The sequence below is a fragment of the Actinomadura sp. 3N508 genome, assembly GCF_044326375.1.
GTDB lineage: Bacteria > Actinomycetota > Actinomycetes > Streptosporangiales > Streptosporangiaceae > Spirillospora.
This window is the reverse complement of the sequence record NZ_JBIRAX010000023.1, coordinates 22,773-42,309: the sequence shown is the minus strand read 5'-3', so window position 1 is coordinate 42,309 and position 19,537 is coordinate 22,773. Positions and strand designations below refer to the sequence as shown.

The window sequence follows — 19,537 nt, the reverse complement described above, 5'->3', positions numbered from 1 at the left end:
GCACGCTTGCGGGTGATCGAAGACACCACACCCGACCCCAAGATCGACAAGCGAGAACTCACCGCTTAACCTGCAGAAACAGGATCACGCGGAGGCGACTCTTACACCACTCCGCTGGACGTGACCGCGCGTGGCAACCGTACGGACCCATGCCCGCGGCTGGGCAATGTCGTCCCAGCGCGCGTACGCCTCGGCAAAGGCGGTCTGGGCCGCGTCCTCGGCGGCGCACTGTCCAGCTCCCAAGGTCATGACAAATCCGACGAGGCGGGGGAAATCACGTTCGAACCACTCGCTGAATTCACCGGGCACGACGGCGGTCCCGCCGCCCTGCGACAGTCGAAGCAAGCTGGCCAGGCCGCCGCAAGCGGGTTGTTGAGCGGCTTGGCGGACATGCCTCCGAACCGTTGCCGGGGACGTTTCCCGGCCAGGGACCGACCTCGACGAGGACTGTGCCCTCGTCGAGGTCGATGAGCCGACTCCCTGGGACCAAGTGTGGTGCTGATCGTGGACGTTATGCCGCAGCGGCTGCCCGTCATCGACACGCAGGAGGTCACGCGCAGGCGGCCGGTCTCGCTCAGCGGGGCGCTACGGTGAGCATGAGGGTCTCCCCGGGGGCCGGTGCAGACGTCGCAATCCACATCGACCCCAAAGATCCTCCCTCGTTCTAGATCATCGTGCTGTGCTCGCCGTGTTCCCAATCTCCCCTGCTGGCGTCCGTGAGCATTTGGCCGTCTATCGGCCAGTCATCGAGCGATGACCCGGTGTCCGATGCGGCGACAGAGCCGCCATCGCTCCGCCGTGGTCATGCTCGACTCCGTCCGACGCATATGTGCGAGAACGCGTCCTTTGGTTGAGTCTGCGACAGGTGCCCGAGGTTGGGTGCCTCTGTGGGGCTGCAAATCTTACGAACTCAGATGTCAGTAACGTGTCACTAGGTCTGGAAACCCCTGGGAAGAATCGGTTGAAGGAGATATCCTGCAACGTTCTGCGCGACACCTGGGTGCGGGAGTGAGGGACATGGCCGACTCGTTCAAGGAGCTTGCAGGGCGGTCGCGAAACTTCGGGTTCCTGTTGCAGCACGAGCCGCTGCTGGTGGTGGACGGGGCGGCGGCCGAGGCCTATATCTACAGCGACCCGGACGCCGCAATGGGCAAGGCGCGGCGGTTCACTGAGACCCTGGCGCGGCTGCTGGTCGCGCGCACGCAGACCTCCGTGCAGGGAACGACGCACAACGCCAGGATTGCTGCCTTGGCTAAGGCGGGTGTTCTGGTACCTAATGTCCGGCAGGCGTTTGATGAAGTCCGAATCTCCGGTAATCGGGCCGTCCATTCGTACTGGGGAGACGTACAAGCGGCCCTGTCGTGCGTGCGGAACTGCTTTGAGTTGGGGGTGTGGTTCCACAAAGCCGCCAGCGGTGACCCGGCGCCGCTGGGGTTCGTTCCGCCGCCGGATCCGGCAACTGAGACGCCCGCTTCGGAGACCGAACGCGCTGAGCTGGAGAAGCTGCGCCAGGAGCTAGAGCGGCTGCGGGAGCGGCTGACCGCGGTGAAGGTCAGCCGGGACGGGCAGGTGTCCCAGCTGGAGGCCGAGGCCCGCGCGCGCCAGCAGGCCGAGTTTGAGCTGGCGAAGGTTCTGGCCGACCAGGAGGCGTTGCGTGCGCTGGTCGAGCGGACGCAGCAACAGCTGGCCGAGGCCGAAGAGCGTTTCGCCGCGCAGGTCGCCAGTGCGCCGAAGGTGCGGGCGGTCGATCGTGATGCGTTCATCGCGCGGGCTCAGCACGCGGCCGCCAAGCCGTTGACCGAGGCCGAGGTGCGCCAGCGGGTGGATGAGATGCTGCGGCTGGCCGGCTGGGAGGTCCAGGACGCCAGGGCCACCAACCTGTTCGCCGCCCAAGGCGTGGCGGTGCGGGAGGTGCCCACTGCCAAGGGCGTGGCCGACTACCTGCTGTGGGTGGACCAGAAGCTGGTCGGGGTGATCGAGGCCAAGCGGGAAGGCATGATCCTGACGCCGGTGGAGGCGCAGTCGGCCCGCTACGCCGACACCCTCACCGCCTCCCAGCAGTTCGCCGCCTGGCGGATCCCGCTGCCGTTCCGGTACGAGACCACCGCGGTGGAGACGCACTTCACCAACACTCTCGATCCCGCGCCGCGCGCCCGGTCGGTGTTCTGCTTCCACCGGCCCGAGACGCTGGCGCGCTGGATGCGCGAAGCCGACACCGAATCCGAGCCGCCCACGTTGCGGGCCCGGCTCCGCGTGCTGCCGCCCCTGGACACCCGGGGGCTGCGCGCCGCGCAAGCCCGCGCTATCACGGGCCTGGAGGAGTCGCTGGTGCGTGATGAGCCGCGCGGGCTGGTCCAGATGGCCACCGGCGCGGGCAAGACCTACATGGCGGTCACCCAGACCTACCGGCTGCTGAGGTACGCCAAAGCGCGGCGGGTGCTGTTCCTGGTCGACCGCAACAACCTCGGCAAGCAGGCCTACACCGAGTTCGACAACTTCGTCACGCCCGATGACGGCCGCAAGTTCACCGAGCTGTACAACGTCGAGCGGCTTGGCGGCGCGGCCATGAAGGACTCGACCAAGGTCGTCATTTCCACCGTCCAGCGCCTGTACGCCCGGCTGCGTGGCGAGCCGGTGGATCCGGAGGTTGAGGACGAGAGCTACGACAGCTACGACGCCGACAACGTCGTCGAGGTCGCCTACAGCGCCGACCTACCTCCGGAGACGTTCGATCTGATCATCGTGGACGAATGCCACCGGTCGATCTACGGCGTGTGGCGCCAGGTGCTGGAGTACTTCGACGCCTACCTGGTCGGGCTCACCGCGACCCCGGTCAAGCAGACCTTCGGGTTCTTCGGCCAGAACCTGGTCAGTGAGTACACCTACCGCGAGTCGGTGAAGGACGCCGTCAACGTCGACTTCGACGTCTACCGCATCCGGACCGAGCACGCCGAGCAGGGCGCCACCATCGACCGGGGCACCGTGGTCCCGATCATGAGCCGCCCCACCCGCCGCAGACGCTACGAGGAACTCGACGACGACCTCACCTGGACCGGCACGCAACTCGGCCGCAAGGTGATCAGCACCGGTCAGCTCCGGCTGGTGCTGGAGACTTTCCGCGACCGGCTGTTCACCGAGATCTTCCCCGGCCGCAGCTACGTGCCCAAAACGCTGATCTTCGCCGTGGACGACAACCACGCCGAGGAGATCGTGACCATGGCCCGCACGGTGTTCGGCAAGGGCAACGACTTCTGCAAGAAGATCACCTACAAGGCCGCCGACCCCGACGCGCTGATCGCCGAGTTCCGCAACTCCCCGGACCTGCGCATCGCCGTCACCGTCAACATGATCGCCACCGGTACCGACATTCGCCCGCTGGAATGCGTGTTCTTCCTCAACGAGGTCAAAAGCTGGGCGCTGTTCGAGCAGATGAAGGGCCGCGGCGCCCGCACCGTCGACCCCGCCGAGCTCCAGCAGGTCACCCCGGACGTGAAGGTGAAGACTCGCTTCGTCATCATCGACGCCGTCGGCGTCACCGACTCCCCACGGGTGGACGCGACCCCGCTGGTGCAGCACAGCGACAAGCAGATCAGCTTCGAGGCCCTGCTCCGGAAGGCCGGCAACCTGACCATCAGCCCAGACGAGGCGTCCACCCTGGCCGGACGCCTCGCCCGCCTGAACGTCCAGATCACCCCCGACGAGCGAGCCGAGCTGGAGAACCTGGCTGGCCGCCCCCTCACTGACGTGATCGCATCGGTATCCAGCTGCGCCGATCCCGACGCGCTGCTGGAGGCCTATGGCAAGGGCGGTCAGGCGGGGAAGGCCGCCGTGCATGCCCTGGTCGTCCAGGCCGTCCGGCCGCTGGCCGAAAACGCCGGACTGCGCCAGCGTCTGCTGGAGATCCGCCGCGCCCACGACGTCTACTGGGACGAGGTCAACCGCGACACCCTCATCGAAGCCGCCGCCCAGGACCCCAAGCTCCGCGCCCAGGAGGTCGTCACCTCATGGCGCGCCTACCTAGAGCAACACCGCGACGAGATCACCGCGATCGAAGCCGCCTACCGCAGCGGTCTGCCTGGCCGCGCCGCCTACGCCAAGCTCAAGGAACTGGCCGCCCGCATCGCCAGACCCCCGCACGAGTGGACGCCCGAAGAGCTGTGGAAGGCCTACGAGCAACTCGACCTCGCCGCCGATAAGCGCGGCAACCAGCACGGACCCGTCGACCTCATCGGGCTCATCCGCTACGAGCTCGGCCTTGACACCGAACCCAAACCGCACCGAAGCGTCGTAGAGGAGCGGTACGCTGCCTGGCTTGTGAAGCAACAGCAAGCTGGAGTCGAGTTCACCGCTGACCAGCGATGGTGGTTGGACAGCATCTGTGATGTGGTCATTACCCACGCCGCCATCGACCCCACCGAACTCGAGAAGCCCCCCTTCACCGACCGGGGCGGCATCGACGGCTTCCTGAGCACCTTCGGCGACACAAACGCCGAGACTCTTCTCTCCGACTTGAACCGGAACCTCACCGCATGACCGACCTTCCCTCTGGCTGGGCTGAGGCCACCCTCAATGATCTCCTGTTGCGCATTGAGGCGGGCAAGTCATTCCGCTGCGAAGCTCGCCCTGCTCGCCCCGATGAATGGGGCATTATTAAGGTGAGTGCGATGACCTGGGGAGAATTTAAAGAGACAGAAAATAAAGCGGTTCGACCGGACATCGAGATCGACCCTGCTAACGAGATCAAGCCTGGAGACATCCTCGTTAGCAGAGCAAACACTGAGGCCTATGTGGGCGCCTCGGTATTTGTTAATGAATGTCGTCCACTTCTGCTTTTGAGTGACAAGAGTCTCCGTTTGGTCCCCTCGTCTTACATTGACCGTCGCTGGTTCGCCCATCTTCTGAGCTCGCCCCATATTAGAAATGAGATCTCGCGGCGAGCAACAGGAACCAAAGATTCAATGCGAAATATCTCGCAGAGTTCACTCAAAGATATCGCTGTTCTTGTTCCCCCCATTGCTGAACAGCATCGCATCGTCGCCGCCCTCGAGGACCGGCTATCGCAGCTCGATGCTGCCAGCGATATTGTCTCAAGAAATCGAGCTCGTATTAGCAAATTGCACCAGGCGGTGCTCGATTATACAATTGCCGGTCTGGCGAAAGAGTCGACGCGAAAGCTTGGAGATATCTTGCGTGAACCGCTGCGGAATGGGCATTCGGCGAGAGCTTCGACTGATGGATCGGGAATTCGAACTCTCACGCTGTCGGCAGTAACAAAGGGCAAATTTGATGACCAATATACAAAGCTAACGGTTGCCGAACCTGGGCGCGTGTCGCAATTGTGGCTGGAGCCGGGCGACATACTAGTCCAGCGGTCCAATACTCCTGACCTAGTTGGCAAATCAGCACTATATGCAGGGAAGCGCGATTGGGCCATTTTTCCCGACCTGCTCATTCGGGTTCGGGTCACTGATGACTTTCTGCCAGAGTATATTCAGTATATACTCTCTAGTAGTAGAGTTCGAGAGTGCATGAAGGCTTCGGCCAAGGGACTGGCAGGCTCCATGCCAAAAATTGGTCAATCGACTATCGAGAGTGTTGGCGTACCTGTCATCTCTAAATCGATACAGCGGAAATTTGTCGAAGAGGTTCGATTGTTGCAAAGTGGCATCGCGCGGCTAGGAGAGTCGGTTGAAAATGCATGGAAACGTCAAGTAAGTCTTAGGCAGGCGATCCTGAGCGAAGCGGTTGCGGGGCGATTGGCGAAGCAGCACTCGGCGGACGAGCCTGCCTCCGCGTTGTTGGAGCGAATTCAGGCGGAGCGGGGGTCACAAGAACCAGCGGGCCGGCCACGCCAACCCAAGAGCGAGAAGGCGCCCCAGAAAGAGACACTGTTGTGAGCACTGCGGAGACGCGGCGGCTGGTCGCGAAGCTATGGAACTACTGCGATGTGCTGCGGGACGACGGGGTTTCTACGATCGATTACGTGGAGCAGCTCACGCTCCTTCTATTCTTGAAGATGGGGCATGAGCGGGCCAGCCGTAAGAGCTTCCCAGACCTGGCGCTTAAACCCGTGGGCGATGCTTGGCAATTGCTGATGGACCTTGACGGTCAGGAACTAGAGGACACGTACAGCTACGTCCTGCAGGAGTTTGGGCACCGCAAGGATACGCTCGGAGTCATCTTCCGAAAGGCACAGAACCGGATCCAGGACCCGGCCAAGCTCAAAAAGCTGATTGTCGATCTGATCGACAAGGAAGAGTGGTCTAGCCAGGGCGTCGATGTGAAGGGCGACGCCTATGAAGAGTTGTTGGCCAAGGGAGCCGAGGACGTCAAGTCAGGGGCAGGGCAGTACTTCACGCCTCGTGGGCTGATTGCTGCCATAGTTGACTGCGTCCGGCCGAGCCCGGACGATGTGGTCTGCGACCCGGCCTGCGGGACTGGTGGGTTCCTGCTAGCGGCACATGACTACATCCAGCGCCGCTACGGCAGTGATCTGACGCCCGAGCAGCGCGACAAGCTCGCCGGAGGCGGCGTCAGCGGGGTCGAGTTGGTGGACGGCACAGCCCGGTTGGCGGCGATGAACATGTTGCTGCACGGGATCGGTAGGCCCACCGGCCGCTCGCTGATCGAAGTTCGAGATGCACTAGCCGAGCCGTCCCACGTCTATCCCAGTCTGGTCCTAGCCAATCCACCGTTTGGACGTAAGTCGTCCATCACTATCGTCGGTCTGGATGGGCGGGCCAGTCGGGAGGACATCGAGTACTCCCGGCTGGACTTCTGGGTCACCACCAAGAACAAGCAACTCAACTTCGTGCAGCACATTGCATCCATGCTCGGTATCCCTGGCCGTGCTGCCGTTGTCCTGCCGGACAACGTGCTGTTCGAAGGCGGGGCAGGTGAGACAATCCGGCGGCGGCTGCTCAAGCAGTTCGACGTACACACTCTGCTGCGGCTGCCGACCGGGATCTTCTACGCGGGTGGCGTTAAGGCCAACGTACTTTTCTTCGACAAGAAGCCAGCCCGACCGGACCTGCCGTGGACGTCCAAACTGTGGGTGTATGACTTTCGTACCGGCCAGCATTTTACTCTCAAGCAGAACCGGCTAACCCGTGAGCATCTAGACGACTTTGTAAAGTGCTATCGGCCCGGTGAGCCCCGCGAGAACCGCAACGAAACCGAGCGGTTCAAGGCGTTTACCTATGACGAGCTGATCGCTCGCGACAAGGTCAACCTTGACATCACATGGCTGAAGGACCAAAGCCTAGAGGACGCCGATAGTCTGTTGCCGCCGGAAGTCATCGCTCGTGAAATCGTTGAGGACTTGACAGCTGCTCTTGCCGAGTTCAGTGCAATTGCAGACGCTCTGGAGCAGCCCAAAGAAGCGCCACTGGACGGTTAGGCGCTCTAGAGTTGTTAGCCTTTAAAGTACAATCCTTCAGGGCGAGTGATCTGTCCCGGTGGCGAGGAAGAGTTGCCCGGGGGGCGCATGCTCGAGTGGGCAACTAAAAGTGGCTGTTCGTCAACTAGAAGTGTTGTTCGATCCATTCAAAGATGTCGGCGTCTGTTTGTTGCTGCCATTTCGGAAGGTCGTCCCAGTCGGCCACGTAGGACGGCTTGGGGGCGGGGATGTGCTTGTGGATTTGGGCGATCCAGCAGGTGGCGACGAAGCGGCCTTTTTGCTCACGGGTCAGCTTTGAGGTGTTTCCGGCGCTGATCTCCACGAAGGTGCGGACCTGCTCGTAGACGGCTCCCGCGGCTTGGCGTTCCCATTCGGGGGTGTCGTCCCATGGGGCGATGTAGCCGGGCTTGGGTTCGCCGGGGTAGTGCTTGGTCACTCCGGCGATCCATGCTTCGCGGAAGATGCGGCCGTGTTCGTCGGTGCTGGTTGGCATCGAGGTCCTTTCGTTCATCCGGCGATCGACAACTGTGCAATTCGATCGTTGAGGAGTGCCACACGCCGGTCAGACAGCAGGGGTGCGAGTTGGCTTTGGAGGGTTTGGAGTTTGCGGCCGATGTAGCCGGAGGAGTTTGTTTGCTCGGCCACGGTGACAGCGTCGTCGGCGTAGGAGAGGAGTTGGTCGAGGTCGCGGCGTTGGAGCCCGAGGGTGGCGAGGTCGGTGAGCAGGCTGCCGCGACGGCGCAGCGAGACGGTGTGGGACAAGGCTTGGGTGAGTGCGTCTTCGGCGCGGTCGTGTTGGCCGAGTCTGAGGTAGCAGGTGCCGCGTTCCTCAGTGAGGCGACAGCCGTCGAAGCGGAGCCATCCGCCCGGGGTGGCGGGGCCAGGGGCGTCGAGTACGTGGTCTGCGGTGTCGAGGGCGCGGTTGCAGGCGTCGTGGTCGCCGAGGCTGGCGAACGCTTGGGCCTGGACGGCGGCGACCCAATGGCGGGTGGACAACTGGCTGTCGCCGTGGTGGGCGACCCGGGCGGCGACCGATAGGACCGATGATGCCTGGGCGTGCTGCTTGTCGTACATGTTGACGAAGGCCTGGCGGGTGAGTGCGCAGGCCCATCGGTCGTGGGAGTTCGCTTCGCGGCCGGCGGCTGCGGCGAGGGCGTAGCAGTGGGCGGCGTCGGTGTATTGGTTGCTGTCGAAAAAGATTTCGCCGGCGAGTTGGAACAGGTCACAGGCCAATACGCAGAGGTGCTTATGGACTGTGGGTGAATGGACCCTGTCCATCTCTTGGATGAGCTGGTTGAGGTGGTCGTGGACGAGTGGGTAAGCCAGGCGCTTTGATTTCGATAGTCCGAAGACCTGCCACAGGTGGGCATTGAGCTGCGCGTAGTGCTCAAGGTCTCCGGCGGCCTCGGCGGAGGCGGTCCATTGGAAGTCCGCGGCGTCGGCTGCTGGCGGTAGGGCTACCAGGGTGCCCGCGACGCTCAGCAGACGGAGCAATTCACGGCGGTACATATCGTCAAGCTCACCCGTCGGATCGGGCTCGGTCACGATGCGGCCGGTGATGGCCGGTGCCGGGTGCGGTGTGGGCAGGGAGGGCTCGTCGTCTGAGGTCAGCAGGGTTTCTAATTCGTCGTCTGTGACTTGGAGGGCCTGGCAGAGCTTGGGGCGGATGAACGGGTAAGGGGCGGTCCTTCCGCGTTCCCAGCGACCGACCGTGGTGCGGTCCGTGCCGAGCTGCTCGGCGAGGAGTTCCTGGCTGTAGCCCAGGGCCTTGCGGCGTTCGGCAAGGCGTCGCCGTCTGGCCGTCACAGGGGCACCTCCGCCCGCTCGTGGTCATCAACGTCAGCGTAAGCCAGGCCCAGATCAGTGACGCAGCTGCCGCATGGATGCATCACAGATGCCTCATCGCCGCCGTGGCCGCACGGGCTGCCGCCGGGTTGGCTTGAGGGCGCTCGTTGGGACTTGGATCGAAGGAGATCAGGTGCTCACTGCCGCACATCCCGACACCGTCCATCAGCCCGCGGAACCCCTGCCGGGGGCCACCGCCATCGACCTCGGTGCCGCTGAACGGGCTGCCGCCGCGCTGCTGGCCGCTCTGGGGGTTCCGGAGGGCACCGAGGCCGCTCGTCGTACACCGGAGCGGATGGTCGCCGGCCTGGCGGAGCTGCTGACCGCGCCGACGTGGGAGTTCACCACGTTCCCCAACCACGAGGGGCAGCACGAGCTGGTGCTAGCTCGGGACGTGCCGTTCACCTCGGTGTGTGCCCATCACCTGCTGCCGTTCACCGGATGTGCCCAGGTGGGCGTGCTGCCCGGTGAGCGCATTGCAGGCTTGTCCAAGCTGGCCCGGACGGTGGAGACGTTCGCCGCCCGGATGCAGGTCCAGGAAGAACTCGGCCAGCAGATTGCCGCGTTCCTGGAACAGCAATTGCAGTGCCGCGGTGTGGGCGTCGTGCTGTCGGCCGAGCACATGTGCATGACGCGCCGCGGTGTCCGGTCCCTCGGCTCCGATACGGTCACGATCGCCACCCGGGGTCAGCTACACCAGGACCCCGCCGCGCGGTCGGAGTTTCTGCAGCTGGCGATGCCGCGGACGCGGAGGGCCGCATGAGGTACCGGATCAGCAAGCGGTTCACCTTTGAGGCCGCTCACCGGCTGGACGGGTTGCCCGAAGGGCACAAGTGCGGACGGCAGCACGGCCACTCGTACGCCGTTGAGGTCGTTCTGACCGCGGCGCGGCTGTCGGGACCGGGCTTCATCACCGACTTCGCCGTCCTCGACGCGGTCAAGGCGCACCTGGCCGACGTCTACGACCACCAGGACCTCAACGAGGTCATCGACGTCGAGCCGACCAGCGAGAACCTCGCGCGAGTCCTGTTCGACTGGTGCACCGCCAACGTGCCGCTCCCCGAGGGCGCGATGGTCGAGTCGGTCCGAGTCAGCGAGACGTCCGCGACCTGGGCCGAGTACGGCCGTACCGCCGCGTCTGTCTGATCGCTCCCGAGCGGTCGAAACCTCACCTGCTCCCCGCACACGCGAGAGGAAGCCATGTCCTCCAGCATCCCCTTGGCCGTCCACCGGACCGGCCTGCGGCCGGCGCCGGTCGCTGAGTTGTTTTACTCCTTCCAGGGCGAAGGCGTGAATCTCGGTCGCCGCGCGCTGTTCGTCCGCTTCCGAGACTGCAACCTGACATGCGGCTACGCCAGGGCTCCGCGCACGGCCGGCGCTCCGGTCGAGGGCCGGATGCGCTGCGACACCGAATACACCTGGAACCGTGCCGCCCACGACTTCAATAAGGGGGTGCGGCACCTCACCAGCGACGAGATCTGGGACGAGCTGATGGTGCTCGACCCATCCACCGCCAGCCCTTCCGTTGCGCCCGTGGATCTGATCGTCGTTTCCGGCGGGGAGCCGCTCCTGCACAAGGACACCCTCGTGACACTCGCGCAACGAGCCACATCGCACGGTCGGCGAGTAGAGATCGAAACCAACGCCACCATCCGACCCGGCCCCGAGTTGGTCGCGACCGGAGCACAGTTCAACGCCGCTCCCAAACTCGCCTCCTCGGCGATGCCGCGCAAGAAACGCATCAAACCGGACGCGATCAGCGAACTCAGAGACAGCGGCCAGGCCCGCTGGAAGTTCGTCGTCTGCGGCCCCGACGACCTGGCGGAGATCGCCGAACTCCAGCAGGAGTTCGGACTGACCGAGATCTGGCTGTCGCCAGAGGGCACGACCCCGGCGGCCGTCATCGAGCGAATGCGGATGGCCGCCGACGCCGCCTTGACCCACGGCTGGAATCTGACCACGCGCGAGCACGTGTTGATCTGGGGTGACGAACGTGGCAGGTAACCCGGCCAAGAGCATCACCGTGTCGGTGATCGCACCCACCGCCTACCTGCGGGAGTTCGCCGCCCAAGAGCCCGCCACCGTCCACCATGTGGCGGCACAGCGGGTCCTGTCCGACCCGGTATATCGAGCGTTCTTCCTGGACGAAGCCGGACGGGGCGCCACGATCATCGTCGACAACGGCGTCTTCGACCTCGGCGAGTCACTCAAGTCGGCCGACCTGGTGCGCGCCGCCCAGGCCGTGCGCGCCGAAGAGATCGTCCTGCCCGACGTGATGCACGACGCCCCCGCGACCATGCACGCCAGCGATCTGGCCGCCCGGCAGATCCGGGAAATCAGCGACGAGTTCCGGCTGTGCGCAGTCGTGCACGCCACCGACGACGACCAGTGGCGTCGCTGCTACGACCACTTCGCCGCCAGTCCCCACATCGGAGCGATCGCCTTCCCAGCCTCCCGCCGGAAGGAACCCAGCCTGGCGCTGTCGAGGAACCGCGTGGCGGCCACCGGCTACCTGGAAGACCACGGACTGGTCGACCCGAGCAAGGTGTACCGGCTGCTCGGATTCGGCCGGACCGGCCATCTGGAACTGTTCGAGCAGCGCGAGCATGAGTGGATCAGCTCGATCGACGGCGCCGCTCCGGTCCTCCTCGGCGCGATGGGCATCCGGATGCTGCCCGACGGCCCCTACGACAAGCCCCCCACACCGCGAGTGGAAACGGTCGAACAGATCGACCCCGGCCGGTTCCCGCTGATCCGCCACAACATCAACACCGTCCGGTGCGCGGCCAACTGCCCCATCCAGATCCGGGACGCGGCATGACGGCCCCGACGTCCATCGACCTGCACGCACCCCGTTCGACGCTCCTGGGAGCATCCCCCGTTGACGCCTACCGGCACACCATGAGCGTTGCGAGCCTGCGCCGCTACCTGGAGATCAAAGTTCACAACTTGGTCCAGGACTTCGACTGGGCCCGCATCCACGTGATCGGCGACTACGACCGGAGCTGCGTGGTCTCGGCCAACGAGAAGAACGACAAGCTGTTCAATTGGCAGCGCCCCACGGCCGAAGTCCAAGACGACAAACTCGTCGTGAAGTGCTTCCCCGGGCGGGACTACGTCCGCCACTACGCCCTCATCATCGCCACCTACCTGAACATGGCCGGACGATACCGCGGCCAGGTCGACTACGAACTCCCAACCGAGACCGCATGCGCGGCGGCAGTCGACAGGTTGAGCATCGATCCGTCCGGCGACGATCTCGTCGTCCTGGGATGGGGACTCGGCCACTTCCTCAGCGACGCCTCCTGGACGCACGGGCACGGCTACGCCTGGCAACGCGCCGAAATCCAGGGACGACGCGTGCTCTACCTGGGCTATCTGCACAGCATCTGGGGAGATGCCGCCGGCCGTGTCGTGTCCCGCCTAGCCGCCCTCGGCGCCCGCCGCGTCGTGTATGTCGGCAAGGTCGGCGCACTCGACCCCGCCATCGCCCCCAACACCTGCCTGGCCACCGGCAACATCAGCGTCCTGCCCGCACACCCGACCACATGGCGGAACTTCTTCGGGGACACGGCCGCCCAGCAGCCCGACGTCCGAACCGGAATCCACGTCACCTCGCCCTCGACCCTGCTGGAGGACAGAAACTGGCTGGCCCGGCACCACGGAAACCAATTCGTCGATCCCGAGATCGGCCACATGGGACATGCCGCACACACGGCCGGTATCGAGTTCGGCTACCTGCACGTCATCTCCAACAACCTGGCCCGCCCCTATCCGTCCGACCTGTCCAACGAACGCCTCAGCACGGTCATCGAACGCAGAACCGAACTCCTCGACCGCATCCAAGAGATCATCCAGCACCGGCTGCGGACCCTCGACGACCCCGCTAACGGAGATGACCACAAATGATCACCACAGCTCCCGGAAAACTGATCGCGGTCGCCGGCATCGACGGCGCGGGCAAATCCACCCTGGCCGCCTCGCTCCATGCGGCGCTGAAGGACGCCGGTCAAGACGCGGTCCTGATCGGCAAGCACACCACCGAGGTTCCGATGAGCGCCGATCTGTCCGCCTACATGGACCAGCTCAACGCCGTCGTCTACAAACGCAACGCCGACGTCGGCGCCGCCTGCGGCGACCACTACTGGCTGTTCGCCCTCGCCGCCTGGTACACCCTCCAGGACCGGCTCGTCATCCAGCCCGCTCTGCGAGCCGGGAGCCACGTCATCCTCGACAACGCCCACCACAAGATCCTCGCCCGGTACGCCATCAACCCTGACGTGCCCACCGGCCTCGCCCGCCAAGTCTTCGCCCACCTCACCCCTGCCGACATGGTGCTGTTCCTCCGACTCACCGCCGAGGAAGCGCTGCGCCGTAAGCAGGAGTTCAGCGCCCTTGAAGCCGGACGGGGCGGAGCAAACAACGAGGCCTTCGTCTCCTACCAAGACGACGTCGCCGTCCAGTTGCGCCAGCAGGCTGACGATCACGCGTGGACGTCCATCGACGTCAACGGAAAGACCCCCGATCTGGTGCTGAACGAGGCCCTCCTGCAGCTGACCGAACACTTCGGTCTCCAACTCGCCTGATCGACTCGGCGGCCGAACGGAACATGAGAGGACATCGGTGGATCTCCAACCTGGCCACCAGTACCTATGGCACGGCGTCACCTGGGCCTCGGGAACCCCGACGCTTCTGCTGGCCGACACCGCCTCCGCCCGCCTCGCACCCATCAGCCTCATGGGACTGAATCTGGGATTCAGGGTGGCGGCCCCAACTCGGTACTGCACTGGCCGCTACCAGTTCGCCCACACCTTCCAGGTCGAACTGCGGGCGTGTCCCCGTCAGGCGGAATCTGATGCCGGTGGCCAATGCCCGGCCTGCCTACAGGAGGACGAATTCCGGTTCGCCCACCAGTTCCACAAAGACGGCTACACCCCACCCGCACTGGCGACCTACATGAACCAGCCCCACCTGCTCTACATCGCCACCTTCGCCAACACGGTCAGCAAGGTCGGAACAGCAGCAGCCACCCGCCGACAGTCACGACTCGACGAACAGGGGCCGGTGCACGCCACCTACCTCACCGAAGTTTCGGACGGACGAACCGTCCGCCACCTCGAAGACGCCCTCAGCCGACAACTCGGCCTCACTCAAACCGTCCGCACCGCCGCCAAACTCGCCGCCCTGGCCGAACCGGACCCCGACCGTGCCCGCACCACCCACGAGAACATCGTGACCAGCGCGCTCTCGACACTGGCAGACATGGGGATTCGCCCCACCAGGCACGAGTGGAAACCGCCAGCCGAAGGCCAAGAAATCCGGTCCCCGCAGCCACCGGGGCGACGCGTGGTCTATCCACATGACCTGCGCGACGGCGAACACCGATTCCTCATCCAGTCCTGCTCGGGCAGCCAAGCCCTCGCCCGCCTATCAACCGATGAACTGGACGCCCGATACGTCCTGGACCTCAACGTCCTGAAAGGCCGCCGGATCCTGACCGGCGACTACACCTCACCCCAGACCACGCACCAAGAATCACTCTTCTGAAATCAGCCGTGGAACAGACGACCAGTTCCAACCAAGGAGAGGAGGCCCATGCGGCCCCCCGACGCAATCGCCGGATGGGACGACGAAACCAACGCCGAACTGTATGATCAGTTCACCCGCACCTATCCGCTCTACGCCGCCACCAGCCGGGAGCTGGCCGTCCGCGCCGACCTCGCGGAGAAGGGGCTCGTCGTCGACCTGTGCGGCGGTACCGGCATCACCGCCTCCGTCCTCCTGGAGACCCTGCCGCCACATGCCCAGGTCATCTCCGTCGACGCTGCCACTGCGATGCAAACCGTCGGACAGCGGACCCACGCCGACGCGCGGATCACTTGGATCTGCTCTCAAGCCGAAAGCGTCGCCGAGCACATCCGCGAACCGGTCGATGCTGTGGTGTGCAACTCAGCGATCTGGAAGACCAACACCCCCGCCGTCTTCGCCGCCGTTAAACAGATCCTCCGCCCCAGCGGCCGGTTCGTCTTCAACATCGGCGGAGCCTTCGCCGGACACAACAGCTCCAGCGACCAACCAGAACGAACGACGCCGTCCCTCAACGACCTGATCAACGCCATCGCGGTCGCCGACCACGGATACGTTCCGCCCCGCCAGGAACACATTGGCCCCACACTGACGCCCACGATCGTCCGCAACCAACTCACCTCAGCCGGGTTCGGATGCGTGGACATGGACACGGTCTCCCATGCCGGAACCGTCGAAGAGAAACGGGCGTGGCTGTCCATCCCGCTGTTCGCTCGACCACCAGGCCAGCTCACCCACGACCAGCGCATGGCGATCCTCCAGAAGGCCTACGCCAAGGTCGACAAGACCCGAGTGATCAACACAACCTGGCTCATCGTCACCGCGGAAGCCTGACCAGGGGGCCAATGCCAGTGACCCCGAGACCCGACGTCCCATGCGACAACACCAGCATCGGCGTCATCATCACCGACAGCCAGGACCGTTACCTGCTCATCGATCGAGCAACGGCGCCCTTCGGCATGGCCCCGGTCGCCGGCCACATCGATCAACACGGCGGCCCCGAGTTCGCCGCGCGCAACGAAGTCCGAGAAGAGGTCGGCCTCACCGTCGTCAGCCTTCGCCAGCTGAGCGAGACCTGGCTGCCCAACTCATGCCGCCGTCCGGCCGGGCCTGAAGGCATCGGACACTACTGGACCCTCTACCAGGCCACCTTCGCAGGCCAGATCCAGATGGCCGCAGACGAGGTTCGCGCCGTCCAGTGGGCGGACCGAACCGACCTCCAAACCTTGGCCGAACGCGCCATCGCCAACGCGCGAATCGGCTTCGCCGACCAGAGCGTCTACGAGAAGCCAGTCCTGCAATCCGTCTGGGTGCTACTCCTGGCCTCCCAAAGTCTGATCAGCGCGAGCGCGGCCGACCTAGCAATATTCGACCTCCCGCACTGAGGGCGAGTCTCAGGTGGCGCTGCCCGCCCTGCGCGAACCCAACTGGCGCGCATAGTTGCGGATCCGAGGCCCATCCTCAGGGAAGAAACCACCCCAGTCCTGTGCCAACGGCATCCACGCCGCCGGTTGGTGTGGTTCACCAACGATGGGGGCCGCGCGATCGACGACCGCTACATACGACAGCCCGAGAGTGGGCGTCCAATCCGACCGATAGGACCGCACCGTCACCGCCGCCGGCAACTCCAGCAGGTCAGCCTTAAGTCCGGTCTCCTCGCGGAATTCGCGAACGGCGGCCTCTCGCGGCGTCTCACCAGGTTCGACGGTTCCGCCGGGCGGGACCCATCCACGCCACCGGTGCTTCACCAGCAGCACATACTGGAAGGTCTCCTCGAACGCCCAAACCTCAGCCGCGATCGGATCCATCGCCCCCTTCACGGCGAGCTCCAGCCAGGAAACCGCTTCGTCATACTCGGTGACCGCAACCCGGGCATCGGCGATCGCAGCGCCACACGTTCGCTGTTGGGAGCCCTCATAAGCCACGGACCAAGGCTATCGGCGGCAGCCGTGAAGACAGGTCAAAGCATCTGCGAGGCTGTACGAACCTGGAGTTTCTGTGGGACTTGGGCAGGACGACTCCACTGACGCCGACGTACCGGCGGCTATGTCTCCGTTGGCGATTCGCGACCGCCGTGCGCTGCTCGATCAGCCCCTCAACTCGCTCGGGCACACCGCAAACCTCCACCAGATTCGGATGTCCTCCGGCGTAGGAGCCGTGACGCCGTGCTCGAGCTTCGAGACCTTCGTGCGATGCCATGCCCTGCCGCACACCGCACCTGTCGTCTGCGCCAACGCCACCGCAGACAGACCCGCGGCCAGCCGAACCCTACCCAGCTCGTTGCCCAGAGCCTGCCTTCCTCGCAGCATCAGCAGACGAGGACGGAGAACTGGCCATCACACCGAAAAGGACACGGGTCAGATCACGAAATCGGCGTGATCGACACCGCGTTCCCACACCGCGGCGAACGCCCCCGCACACGCCCGCACCACACGCTGATCCTCGGTCACCTGTACCGCCGTGGGCCGGCCGTCCCCATCGAACAGGTTGAACATCACCCGGCGGTCATCGACCAGCCAGAAATCGTTGCCGGGCAGCAGCAGATCCGAAGCGTCCTCCCGCCACAGCCACCGCACCCGCTCACCGAACTTCAGGTTCTGCACCGTCGCCGCGTGCTCGAACACGATGTACTCCGACACCGGCCGCGACACCACCCTCGCCCGCTCCATCACCACGCCCCGCCGCACCGCCGACCCGGCCGCCGCCCAGGACGCGTTCTCCACCACCGGGTAATGGCCCGTCTCTCGCCACCTGCGGTACCGCTCGTCCTCGGTGTCGACCGCGTACCGGTCCCACAGCTCCAGATGATGCAAAGCCCGGTCGGCGCCAGCGAACAGCTCGACCCAGCCCGCAGGCGTCGGCAGCGGGAGCGTCTGCACCGTCCAGTCCCTCCAGTCGATCAAGTGCGGCCCGCAGCAGCGGGATCATCCGCGCAGGAAGACGGCCTCGCGTCTCATGCTCGGGAAGACCACCGAACACCCCACCGAGATCGACGGCCGTGTCGGCCTTCCACAGCTGCAGGACGATCTCACCACGCTCGGTGTCCACCGCGACCGCAGGAGACTGGCCATCAACGCTATCGGGGTCCCCACCGATGAACTCCAGAGCCACGACACCCTCCACCCTTTGTGCAGGACTGCACACGCCCCACCGACTCTCCACCGCGACCGCATGAAGGTCAAGAGGACCCTGATGGATAAAGAGGGGGCGGAGACTAGCCGGAGGGGCACCCCTGTGTTGCTGATCGCTCGCGCAATGCGGTGCCCGACAATCCACTCGGCCACAGGGAGCGGCTACCAGGTGGCATCCCGCACCTCGGACACAGGATCACCGCGGACACATGGATACGGCCCACGCCCGCAGTCGTCACGGAGGAGAATCCGACGTCGACGTTGTAGTGCTCCGGCTCGTTCTGCCCGCCTCGTCCTTCGACCGCTCCAGCGGCACGTCCAGCACCTAATCGCTGATCAACTCACGGATCGGCACACCAGCACCGACACGGCCTTTCCCTTGATCACGGTCATGACTTCGAAGGAGCGTCATGGTTAACCGCACGCCGTGGCTGGCCCCGGCGAATGCCTGGTGGATTGGGGAGGCCCGCCGATTGCATGAGTCGGAACGCCGCGTGCGAGAAGTGATGCTGCTGAGCAGACGCCGCCGTGGTGTGACGCTGGAGGACGCCTCCGCGTACAGCAACACGGCGCGACGCTGCTCGGTCGCCGGATCTGGGCTCGACCCCCGACCTGCTCATGGGCTGTCAGCGGGGAGAACGGAGTACGGTGCGGCGTTGGGGACGGTCGCGGCCGCGAGGGAAGAACGCTCGGTGTGCGAGGTCGTCGCTCAGGTTGCTGTGCCGTGCACCATCATTCTTTGGTGGTCACGTCTTCCTGCCGACTCCGCCGACGGCGTCCATGGCTTGTGGCGCGCCTGGGTGGCCGAGGTCAGGGCGCCATAGTGGTATGGGGACGATCCCGGGTTCGATCACGTGGAGGCCGTCGAAGAACTGCGTGATCTGTTGTGAGCTGCGTAGCCGGTAGGGGACGGCTCCGGTGTCGTCGTAGCTTTGCTGCGCCCGGTTGAACGCTTCGTTGGTGTTGGCGCCGTCGTTGAGTGCGAGGTAGCTGCCCGGTGGGAGGGCGTCCATCAGCCGGGAGACGATGGATCGTGCTTCGTCGTGGTCGGTGATGTGGCCGAGGACGCCCATGAACAGCAGCGCGACGGGTTGGTTGAAGTCCAGTAGTCCCGTAGCTTGGGCGAGGATGCGGTCCGGGTCGCGCATGTCGGCGTCGATGTAGTCGGTGGCGCCTTCAGGGGTGCTGATCAGCAGGGCGTTGGCGTGGGCGAGGACGAGGGGGTCGTTGTCGACGTAGACAACGCGGCTGTCGGGTGCGAGGGTCTGGGCGACTTGGTGGGTGTTGTCTTCGGTGGGCAGGCCGGTGCCGACGTCGAGGAACTGCCGGATGCCCGCTTCGCTGACCAGGTAGCGGATCGCGCGGCCGAGGAAGGCCCGTTCGGCTTGGGCCAGGTCGAAGATCCCGGGGAAGAGAGCGGCGTAGTGGTCACCTGCCTGTTGGTCGATGGCGAAGTTGTCCTTGCCGCCGAGCCAGTAGTTCCAGATGCGTGCCGAGTGGGGAACGCTGTAGTCGATCCCCCGCATGAGGTCCTTGTCCGCTTGTGCCAGGAACTCTTCGGAGTCGCTCGCCATCG

General features: G+C 64.9%; 18 protein-coding genes. 12 read left to right on the top strand and 6 right to left on the bottom strand.

The features are described from left to right. Positions 1 to 1,017: 1,017 nt before the first annotated feature. Genes ACH34S_RS41475 through ACH34S_RS41465 form a run of 3 tightly spaced genes read left to right on the top strand, consistent with a single transcriptional unit; the run spans position 1,018 to position 7,399 of the window. On the top strand, positions 1,018 to 4,533 hold the full coding sequence (locus ACH34S_RS41475) for a DEAD/DEAH box helicase family protein (protein ID WP_395958430.1): 3,516 nt from the start codon (positions 1,018 to 1,020) through the stop codon (positions 4,531 to 4,533). Next, positions 4,530 to 5,897: a hypothetical protein gene (locus ACH34S_RS41470; protein ID WP_395958429.1), complete on the top strand. Its 1,368-nt coding sequence runs from the start codon at positions 4,530 to 4,532 to the stop codon at positions 5,895 to 5,897. The genes ACH34S_RS41475 and ACH34S_RS41470 overlap by 4 nt, the downstream gene beginning before the upstream one ends. Continuing rightward, positions 5,894 to 7,399, top strand: a complete 1,506-nt coding sequence (locus ACH34S_RS41465; RefSeq protein ID WP_395958428.1) for an N-6 DNA methylase — start codon at positions 5,894 to 5,896, stop codon at positions 7,397 to 7,399. Before ACH34S_RS41470 ends, ACH34S_RS41465 begins: the two co-directional genes overlap by 4 nt. 124 nt (positions 7,400 to 7,523) lie before the next feature. Here the strand turns inward: ACH34S_RS41465 and ACH34S_RS41460 are convergent, their stop codons facing one another. Together ACH34S_RS41460 and ACH34S_RS41455 are read right to left on the bottom strand one after the other, a co-directional pair. Continuing rightward, complete coding sequence (locus tag ACH34S_RS41460; protein ID WP_395958427.1) at positions 7,524 to 7,892, bottom strand: hypothetical protein; 369 nt, start codon at positions 7,890 to 7,892, stop codon at positions 7,524 to 7,526. A gap of 14 nt (positions 7,893 to 7,906) precedes the next feature. Next, entirely contained in the window at positions 7,907 to 9,205 is a 1,299-nt protein-coding gene (locus ACH34S_RS41455; protein WP_395958426.1) for a helix-turn-helix domain-containing protein, read from the bottom strand. A 172-nt stretch (positions 9,206 to 9,377) separates the two neighbouring features. Between ACH34S_RS41455 and folE the strand changes: the two genes are divergently transcribed. The 9 genes from folE to ACH34S_RS41410 all read left to right on the top strand — a co-directional run bounded on the left by folE (position 9,378) and on the right by ACH34S_RS41410 (position 16,215). After that, positions 9,378 to 10,007: a GTP cyclohydrolase I gene (gene folE / locus ACH34S_RS41450; RefSeq protein WP_395958425.1), complete on the top strand. Its 630-nt coding sequence runs from the start codon at positions 9,378 to 9,380 to the stop codon at positions 10,005 to 10,007. Then, positions 10,004 to 10,390: a 6-pyruvoyl trahydropterin synthase family protein gene (locus ACH34S_RS41445; RefSeq protein WP_395958424.1), complete on the top strand. Its 387-nt coding sequence runs from the start codon at positions 10,004 to 10,006 to the stop codon at positions 10,388 to 10,390. Before folE ends, ACH34S_RS41445 begins: the two co-directional genes overlap by 4 nt. 54 nt (positions 10,391 to 10,444) lie before the next feature. Then, positions 10,445 to 11,248, top strand: coding sequence for a 7-carboxy-7-deazaguanine synthase QueE (locus ACH34S_RS41440; RefSeq protein ID WP_395958423.1), 804 nt, complete (start codon positions 10,445 to 10,447; stop codon positions 11,246 to 11,248). Then, a complete protein-coding gene (locus ACH34S_RS41435; RefSeq protein ID WP_395958422.1) occupies positions 11,238 to 12,065 on the top strand; it encodes a hypothetical protein in 828 nt (275 codons plus the stop codon). The genes ACH34S_RS41440 and ACH34S_RS41435 overlap by 11 nt, the downstream gene beginning before the upstream one ends. Before the next feature lie 80 nt (positions 12,066 to 12,145). Next, a complete protein-coding gene (locus ACH34S_RS41430; protein ID WP_395958421.1) occupies positions 12,146 to 13,153 on the top strand; it encodes a hypothetical protein in 1,008 nt (335 codons plus the stop codon). Beyond that, entirely contained in the window at positions 13,150 to 13,830 is a 681-nt protein-coding gene (locus ACH34S_RS41425) for a dTMP kinase (protein WP_395958420.1), read from the top strand. Before ACH34S_RS41430 ends, ACH34S_RS41425 begins: the two co-directional genes overlap by 4 nt. 37 nt (positions 13,831 to 13,867) lie before the next feature. Then, positions 13,868 to 14,791, top strand: coding sequence for a DUF2797 domain-containing protein (locus ACH34S_RS41420; protein ID WP_395958419.1), 924 nt, complete (start codon positions 13,868 to 13,870; stop codon positions 14,789 to 14,791). A 48-nt stretch (positions 14,792 to 14,839) separates the two neighbouring features. Further along, entirely contained in the window at positions 14,840 to 15,664 is an 825-nt protein-coding gene (locus ACH34S_RS41415) for a class I SAM-dependent methyltransferase (protein WP_395958418.1), read from the top strand. A 17-nt stretch (positions 15,665 to 15,681) separates the two neighbouring features. Further along, positions 15,682 to 16,215: an NUDIX hydrolase gene (locus ACH34S_RS41410; protein WP_395958417.1), complete on the top strand. Its 534-nt coding sequence runs from the start codon at positions 15,682 to 15,684 to the stop codon at positions 16,213 to 16,215. 9 nt (positions 16,216 to 16,224) lie between these two features. Here ACH34S_RS41410 and ACH34S_RS41405 read toward each other — a convergent pair whose 3' ends face one another. From ACH34S_RS41405 to ACH34S_RS41390, 4 genes are all read right to left on the bottom strand, one after another. Further along, positions 16,225 to 16,755: an NUDIX domain-containing protein gene (locus ACH34S_RS41405; protein WP_395958416.1), complete on the bottom strand. Its 531-nt coding sequence runs from the start codon at positions 16,753 to 16,755 to the stop codon at positions 16,225 to 16,227. A 162-nt stretch (positions 16,756 to 16,917) separates the two neighbouring features. Next, entirely contained in the window at positions 16,918 to 17,139 is a 222-nt protein-coding gene (locus ACH34S_RS41400) for a helix-turn-helix domain-containing protein (RefSeq protein WP_395958415.1), read from the bottom strand. Positions 17,140 to 17,187: 48 nt separating this feature from the next. After that, positions 17,188 to 17,733, bottom strand: a complete 546-nt coding sequence (locus ACH34S_RS41395) for a DUF6879 family protein (protein WP_395958414.1) — start codon at positions 17,731 to 17,733, stop codon at positions 17,188 to 17,190. A 974-nt stretch (positions 17,734 to 18,707) separates the two neighbouring features. Continuing rightward, positions 18,708 to 19,535, bottom strand: a complete 828-nt coding sequence (locus ACH34S_RS41390; protein ID WP_395958413.1) for an SAM-dependent methyltransferase — start codon at positions 19,533 to 19,535, stop codon at positions 18,708 to 18,710. Positions 19,536 to 19,537: the final 2 nt, after the last annotated feature.

Excerpts from the sequence above, each read along its gene's own strand:
- ACH34S_RS41475 (WP_395958430.1), top strand. The coding sequence starts at position 1,018 with ATGGCCGACTCGTTCAAGGAGCTTGCAGGGCGGTCGCGAAACTTCGGG.
- ACH34S_RS41470 (WP_395958429.1), top strand. The coding sequence starts at position 4,530 with ATGACCGACCTTCCCTCTGGCTGGGCTGAGGCCACCCTCAATGATCTC.
- ACH34S_RS41460 (WP_395958427.1), bottom strand. The coding sequence starts at position 7,892 with ATGCCAACCAGCACCGACGAACACGGCCGCATCTTCCGCGAAGCATGG.
- ACH34S_RS41445 (WP_395958424.1), top strand. The coding sequence starts at position 10,004 with ATGAGGTACCGGATCAGCAAGCGGTTCACCTTTGAGGCCGCTCACCGG.
- ACH34S_RS41440 (WP_395958423.1), top strand. The coding sequence starts at position 10,445 with ATGTCCTCCAGCATCCCCTTGGCCGTCCACCGGACCGGCCTGCGGCCG.
- ACH34S_RS41430 (WP_395958421.1), top strand. The coding sequence starts at position 12,146 with ATGAGCGTTGCGAGCCTGCGCCGCTACCTGGAGATCAAAGTTCACAAC.
- ACH34S_RS41425 (WP_395958420.1), top strand. The coding sequence starts at position 13,150 with ATGATCACCACAGCTCCCGGAAAACTGATCGCGGTCGCCGGCATCGAC.
- ACH34S_RS41415 (WP_395958418.1), top strand. The coding sequence starts at position 14,840 with ATGCGGCCCCCCGACGCAATCGCCGGATGGGACGACGAAACCAACGCC.
- ACH34S_RS41400 (WP_395958415.1), bottom strand. The coding sequence starts at position 17,139 with ATGCTGCGAGGAAGGCAGGCTCTGGGCAACGAGCTGGGTAGGGTTCGG.
- ACH34S_RS41390 (WP_395958413.1), bottom strand. The coding sequence starts at position 19,535 with ATGGCGAGCGACTCCGAAGAGTTCCTGGCACAAGCGGACAAGGACCTC.